Consider the following 6,199-nt stretch of genomic DNA (forward strand, 5'->3'; position numbering starts at 1 on the left):
CGCCCGGATGATCCATCCCGGCCCGCGCGGGCCTGAGCGGATCCTTGCGCGCCGCGCCGGGTTGCGGCCCATCACGGGCGTGCTCGCCAAGGGAAAGACCGTGGCTCAGGCCGTGGGCGAGCTTTTCGCCGCTCAAGGCTGCAAGGGCGGGACGCTCCGCCTCGACGGCGCCTTATGCGCGCCGCTCCGTTTCGTGCTGCCCGCGCCCTCGACCGACGGGCTCCATGCGGCGTGGTATTCGGCGGTTCAGGCGCCGGAGGGCCTCTGGAGGATCCGGCAGGCGACGACCTCGGTCGGCTGGCGCGAGGGCGCGCCCTTTCTGCATTGTCATGGCAGCTGGCGGCCCGAGACAGGCGGCGCCGAGGCCATGGGGCATCTCCTGCCGCCGGAGACCTTGCTCGCTGAGAATCTTCAGGTTCGGGGCCTCGGCGCGGCGGAGTCCTGGTTTGAGGCTCTGCCGGATGAAGAAACCGCCTTCACGCTCTTCACCCCCGCAGGCGGAGGCTCCGGGAAAGGGCTGATCGCGCGGCTTCTCCCCGGCGAGGATGTGGCGGGCGCCGTCGAGGCTCTGGCCGCCGCCCATGGCCTGCGCGAGGCCCGCCTGCATGGCGTCGGCAGCATCGACCACATCCTTTTCGCCGACGGCCGCCGGATGGATTGCCTCGCCACCGAGCTGCATTTCACCGAAGCCTTTTTGCGCGCAGGCCGCGCCTCCATCGAAATCGAGGCCGTCGACGTTCACGCGCGGATCATGCGCGGCGCGCTGGCTGGAGAGGGAAATCCGGTCGGCGTGACGCTGGAGCTTGTCATCGAAAATCTGGGGGAATGAGCTATGGGCAAAGTCGCTCTCGTCACCGGCGGCTGCCGGGGCATCGGCCTCGCGGCTACGGAGTTGTTTTTAGAAGCGGGCTGGCGCGTGGTCATGGTCGACCGCGACGAGGCCGAGCTGAAGGCGGCCTCCGCGCAGCTGAAGAACGTCCTGCCGGTGCTGGCCGACGTCTCGATCCCCGCCGAGGTCGAGCGCATGGCGGCGGAGGCTCTGGCGGGCTTCGGGCGCATCGACGCTCTGGTGAACAACGCCGGAGTCGCGCTGTTCTCGCGCGCCGCGCGCACCAGCTTCGAGGAATGGCGCGAGGTCATGGCCACCAATCTCGACGGCGTGTTTCTCTGCACGCAGGCTTGCGTTCCGGCTCTGGCCGAAACGAAAGGCGCCATCGTCAACATCGCCTCGATTTCGGGCTTGCGGGCCTCCACGCTGCGGGTGGCCTACGGCACCTCGAAAGCGGCGGTGATCCATCTGACCAAGCAATTCGCGGCGGAATTGGGCGAATTGGGAATCCGCGTCAATTGCATCGCGCCGGGTCCGGTCAAGACCAAGCTCGCGGCGGCTGTCCATGCGCCCGAGATCATCGCGGCCTATTACGACGCCATTCCGCTGAACCGCTATGGCGAGGCGCGGGAGATCGCCGAAGGCGTCGTCTTCCTCTGCTCGGAGAAGGCGAGCTTCGTCACCGGGCAGACTCTGGCGGTGGACGGCGGATTCGACGCGACCGGCGTCGGGCTGCCCGCGCTGCGCCGGGAAAACGCGCCTCAGTGAGTTGCGCTGAAGGGCGGAGCGCAGATCTCGGGGGCTCATCCCGCCTTACGTTGATTTGAGCCTCACCCGACCGAGAGAGCGGGCGCCGCGGCCTTGCCGCCGAGCCGCGCGCTCAAAAGCCCCGCGACGCCTTCGGCGTGGCGCGTGACCTCCGGCAGGCCCATCAATTCGCCCGCCGCGCCGCGCGCCAGAGGCCCCGCCACGTAAAGACCCGGCTGCGGCGCGCCGTCGGGGCGCAGAGCCTCGCCCGCAGGGGCGGTCAGCAGACCGAGGCCATTCGGATCTAGGCCGATCAGCCCCGCCGCGATCAATCCGCCGAGCGCCGGATTCCCCTCGCCGATCCGGTCATGGGCCGGGCCGGTGGTCACGAGGACGCGGTCGAAGCTCTCGCGCCGGACCTCCGCGCCGCGCCGGGGGCGCAGATTCACGATCAGCCGCCCCCCCTCCTCGGCGGAGCCGACCAAAGCGGCGGCCTCATAGCGCAAGGAGCCTTCGGCTTCGCGGCGGGCGATCACGGCTTCGGGCTGCGGCGCGATGCGGAAGCGATGGACGTCCCAAGCCACCCGCAAATGCCGCGCGACCCGGCGCCGGGCCTCCGGCGTTAAGGCGCGCCAGATCTCGCCGCCCTGAGTCCGCACGACGTCCAGCACATGTTGCCAGCGATGGCCCGCCGCAACGGTCTCGCGCACATGGCGCCGCACCGAGCGCAAGAGCGCGCTCGCGCTCGCCGTATCGAACTCCAGCCTGTCGAAGGGGGCCGCGCCCGCGCCGAAGGCGTGGCCGCGCGAGCGGAAGCCCCGCCGCGAGACGACGAGGATCTCGCCCTTGTGGCCCCGCGCGTCGAGGGAGGCCACGAGATCGGCGGAGGTCAGGCCGGATCCGACGATCAGCACCCGCTCTTGAGGATCGACCTCCGCCAGCCATGAAAGGTCATAGGGATCGGCCCTGAGCTTCGGCGAGGAGGCCACGGCCCGCAAAGGCCCCGGAACCGCCGGACGCGGATGACTCGCCGCGAGGACGACGAAATCGGCGCGGATCTCGCGGCCGTCCGCCAGATCAAGCCGCCAGCCTTCGCCCTCCGGCGCGACCCGCGCGACGGCGCCCCGCAGATGCTCCGCCGCGCCGGAGGCCAGAAAAGGCGCCAGCCGCGCCGCGATATAGCTGCCGAAGACCTGACGGCGCGGAAAGACCTCTCCGGTGGGAACCTGAGATTCGGGATCCTCCGCCACGACCCCGTTGCTTTTCACCCAAGCGAAGAAATCGCCCGGATCCTCGCTGGAGACGCTCATGCGCGCGGCGGGCACGTTGATGCGATGGGAGGGGTCGAGGCTGGAATAGGCGAGGCCGCGCCCGATCTCGGCCCGGGGCTCGATCACGAGGATCCGCGCCGAGCCCGGCGGCAGGCGCCGCGCGAGGCTATAGGCGACCACCGCGCCCGTATAGCCGCCTCCGACCACGGCGACGACCGGCCTTCGCGCCTCGTCTTCTCCCGCCGCGCGCGTCATGACGCGGCCGCCTGCGCCGTCGGCGGACGATGATCGCCGGCGATGGTCTCGCCGAAAGGCCCCATATTGGCCGTCAGGGCTCCGGAGCCGATGGGATGGTCGAGCGGCAGAAGCGGCAAGGCCAATTCTCCAAAACGATAGGCTTCCTCTAGATGAGGGTAACCCGAGAGAATGAAGCTGTCGACGCCGATGCGGCGATATTCGTCGATCCTTTCGGCCACGGTCGCCGGATCCCCGACGAGAGCCGTTCCGGCGCCGCCGCGCACCAGCCCCACGCCCGCCCAGAGATTGGGGCTGACCTCCAGCTTGTCGCGCCGCCCGCCATGCAGCTTGCTCATGCGCGATTGCCCGACGGAATCCATCCGCTCGAAGACCTTTTGCGCGGCGGCGATGGCGGAATCGTCCAGTTTGGAGATCAGCCGATCCGCGGCGGCCCAAGCCTCCGCCGTGGTCTCGCGCACGATGACGTGCAGCCGGATTCCAAAGCTGACTTCGCGGCCCGCCTTCTCCGCCAGAGCCCGCACATGGGCGATCTTGCGCGCGACTTCGGCGGGAGGCTCGCCCCAGGTCAGATATTTGTCGATCTGCTGCGCCGCCACCTCATGAGCCGCCTCCGAGGAGCCGCCGAAATAGAGCGGCGGATGGGGCCTCTGAACCGGAGGAAAGAGCAGCCGTCCGTCCTCGATGGCGAAATGCTTTCCTTTGAATTCGACCGTCTCGCCCGCCAGAACGGCCTTATAAATCTCCAGAAACTCGCGCGTGACCTCGTAACGCTCGTCATGGCTGAGAAAGATCCCGTCGCCCTTGTTCTCGACCGGATCGCCGCCCGTCACCACGTTGATCAGCAGCCGCCCCCCTGAGATCCGATCGAGGGTGGAGGTCATGCGCGCCGCCAGAGTCGGCGATTGCAGGCCCGGACGCACCGCCACCAGAAACCGCAGCCGCTTCGTCAGAGGCGCGAGCGCCGAGGCGATGACCCAACTGTCCTCGCAGCTGCGGCCCGTCGGCAGCAAGGCGCCGTAATAGCCGAGGCCGTCCGCCGCTTGGGCGATTTGGGTCAGATAGGGCAGATCCACCGCCCGACCGCCCTCCGAGACGCCGAGATAACGGCCGTCGCCATGGGTGGGCAGGAACCAGAGAACCTTGATGCGTTCGGGAGCCGTAGAGGTGGACATGAGGGAGATCCTTCCTGAGTTGGGCGCTCCGCCCTCCCGGCGGAGCGCCTTCCGTCTTCAGCTCCAGGCGTGGAGCGGCGGATTCACGCCGTTCAGGTAGTAATTTCCGACGATGGCGTATTTCCAGCGCACCGGATCATGCAGCGTATGGGTGCGGGCGTTGCGCCAATGGCGGTCGAGGTTATGCTCCGCGAGGGTGGAGCGGGTTCCGGCCAGCTCGAAGAGCTTATTCGTCGCCAAAACCGCGATTTCGGTGGTGAGGATCTTGGATTCCGCCACCGCCACCTGAGCCTCCGCGACGCTCTCCGGCGTGGCCTGAGCCACGGCGCGGTCCACCGCATGTCCGGCGCGCTCCAGCAAGGCGTCGGCGGCGTTGGCCCGCACCTGAAGATCGCCCACCGCCTGAATGACGTAGGGGTCGAGCGAAGCTTTCTCGACGCCGCTGTCGGCCCAAGGACGCGATTTGGTCTTCACGAAGTCGATGGTCTCCTTGATGGCCGCCCGCGCGATGCCGAGATCCACCGCCGCCTGAATGATCTGCATGATCGGACCATCGGCGGAGGGCGTGGCGTAGCCCTTATAGCCGGGTACGACATGAGTCTTCGGCGCCTTCACCTTGTCGATGATCACCGTGCCGGAGAGCGTGGTGCGCTGGCCGAAGCTCGACCAATCGTCGATGACGGTCAGGCCCTCGGCGCCGCGGTCGGCGATGACGTACCAGGCGCGGCCTTCGTCGTCCAAGGCCACGATGGGCACCAGATGCGCCAGAAGCGCGCCGCTCGAATAGAATTTCTTGCCCGTGACGATCACATGATCGCCCGCATCCTCGAATTTCGTCTCGAATTCGGTGGCCTTCTTCGAGCCGAATTCCGAGAAGGCGTTGCCGAAGCGCGTCCCGGCGAGAATCTCGGCGAAGAGGATCTTCTTCTGCGCCTCATCCGAGACCGTATTGATCGCCCCGACCACCGCGAGATGATTTTGCGTGATCTGGCCGATGGAGGAATCCGCCTCGGAGATGATCGCGATCACCTTGGCGAGCGTGACGTAGGAGACTCCCGGCCCGCCGTATTCCTTGGGCACGTTGATCGACCAGAGGCCGCTTTGCGAATAGGCGTCCAGCTCCTCGATGGGCCAGATGCGTTCGCGGTCGCGCTTGGAGGAGTCTTTCGCGATCTCCGCCGCGATCTTCCGCGCGACCTCGATCGCCTCCGCGTCGGAGGCGATGACATGGGCCTTCTCCTTTGGGCGTTCGACCGGGGGGACAGGCTGTCCGAAACTCGCGGCGTTCTGCTGAATGGTCATGCTGCGACCTCTTTCGCTAGAGCGTTTTCCAGCGAAGCCGCCTCGGCTTCGCGTCGCGAAAACGCGATCAAATCAAGAGTCCGAGCGTGTTGCGGCCTTATGCGACCGCAAAACGCTCAAGGGAGGGGGCGGAGGCGGGAAGATCCGCGCCTCCGAGGTAGAAGGATTTAATGTCGTCGCGGGCGGCGAGTTCGGCGGCGGTCCCGCTCAGGACGCTGCGTCCGTTCTCGACCACCACGGCGCGATGGGCGTATTTCAGAGCGATCGCCGAATTCTGCTCGGCGACCAGCAAGGAGAGCCCTTCGGCGGCGTTGATCCGCTTCAGCGCCTCGAAGATCTCGCGGACGACCAGAGGCGCGAGGCCCATGGAAGGCTCGTCCAGCACGAAAAGCCGGGGGCGCGACATGAGTCCGCGTCCGATGGCGGTCATCTGCTGTTCGCCGCCCGAGGTCAGGCCCGCCGCCGTCCGGCGCTTCTGCGCGAGCCGGGGGAAGAGGTCGTAAACCTTCTCCAGATCGGCTTTCGCTTCGGCGCGGGAGGAGGAGCGGCCCAAGGCCCCTGTGAGGAGATTCTCCTCCACCGTCAGCGAGCGGAAGCAATGGCGGCCCTCCAGCACCTGA

6 protein-coding genes are annotated in these 6,199 nt (G+C 67.7%); 2 read left to right on the plus strand and 4 right to left on the minus strand.

All coding sequences use genetic code 11. The annotated features are described in order from the left end of the window. Nucleotides 1-7 precede the first annotated feature (7 nt). Nucleotides 8-829, plus strand: coding sequence for a hypothetical protein (locus tag B161_RS0112890; RefSeq protein ID WP_040790039.1), 822 nt, complete (start codon nucleotides 8-10; stop codon nucleotides 827-829). 3 nt (nucleotides 830-832) lie between these two features. Continuing rightward, nucleotides 833-1,597, plus strand: coding sequence for an SDR family NAD(P)-dependent oxidoreductase (locus B161_RS0112895; protein ID WP_018633854.1), 765 nt, complete (start codon nucleotides 833-835; stop codon nucleotides 1,595-1,597). A gap of 62 nt (nucleotides 1,598-1,659) precedes the next feature. On the opposite strand, the gene B161_RS0112900 is transcribed toward B161_RS0112895, so the two are convergent. From B161_RS0112900 to B161_RS18010, 4 genes are all read right to left on the minus strand, one after another. Then, the gene (locus B161_RS0112900; protein WP_018633855.1) at nucleotides 1,660-3,102 is read right to left on the minus strand and encodes an FAD/NAD(P)-binding protein; all 1,443 of its coding nucleotides are present in this window, start codon (nucleotides 3,100-3,102) and stop codon (nucleotides 1,660-1,662) included. Beyond that, the gene (gene ssuD / locus B161_RS0112905) at nucleotides 3,099-4,277 is read right to left on the minus strand and encodes an FMNH2-dependent alkanesulfonate monooxygenase (protein WP_018633856.1); all 1,179 of its coding nucleotides are present in this window, start codon (nucleotides 4,275-4,277) and stop codon (nucleotides 3,099-3,101) included. Before ssuD ends, B161_RS0112900 begins: the two co-directional genes overlap by 4 nt. 57 nt (nucleotides 4,278-4,334) lie before the next feature. Then, nucleotides 4,335-5,579, minus strand: a complete 1,245-nt coding sequence (locus B161_RS0112910) for an SfnB family sulfur acquisition oxidoreductase (RefSeq protein ID WP_018633857.1) — start codon at nucleotides 5,577-5,579, stop codon at nucleotides 4,335-4,337. 97 nt (nucleotides 5,580-5,676) lie between these two features. Beyond that, nucleotides 5,677-6,199, minus strand: a 523-nt coding sequence (locus B161_RS18010; protein WP_018633858.1) for an ABC transporter ATP-binding protein, incomplete at its 5' end; no start/stop codon positions are given.

Source organism: Neomegalonema perideroedes DSM 15528, from assembly GCF_000374145.1.
Classification (GTDB): Bacteria; Pseudomonadota; Alphaproteobacteria; order Rhodobacterales; family Rhodobacteraceae; genus Neomegalonema; species Neomegalonema perideroedes.

Bases quoted from the DNA above. Each gene is read 5' to 3' on its own strand.
- B161_RS0112910 (WP_018633857.1), bottom strand. From the start codon at position 5,579: ATGACCATTCAGCAGAACGCCGCGAGTTTCGGACAGCCTGTCCCCCCG.
- B161_RS0112900 (WP_018633855.1), bottom strand. From the start codon at position 3,102: ATGACGCGCGCGGCGGGAGAAGACGAGGCGCGAAGGCCGGTCGTCGCC.
- ssuD (WP_018633856.1), bottom strand. From the start codon at position 4,277: ATGTCCACCTCTACGGCTCCCGAACGCATCAAGGTTCTCTGGTTCCTG.
- B161_RS0112895 (WP_018633854.1), top strand. From the start codon at position 833: ATGGGCAAAGTCGCTCTCGTCACCGGCGGCTGCCGGGGCATCGGCCTC.
- B161_RS0112890 (WP_040790039.1), top strand. From the start codon at position 8: ATGATCCATCCCGGCCCGCGCGGGCCTGAGCGGATCCTTGCGCGCCGC.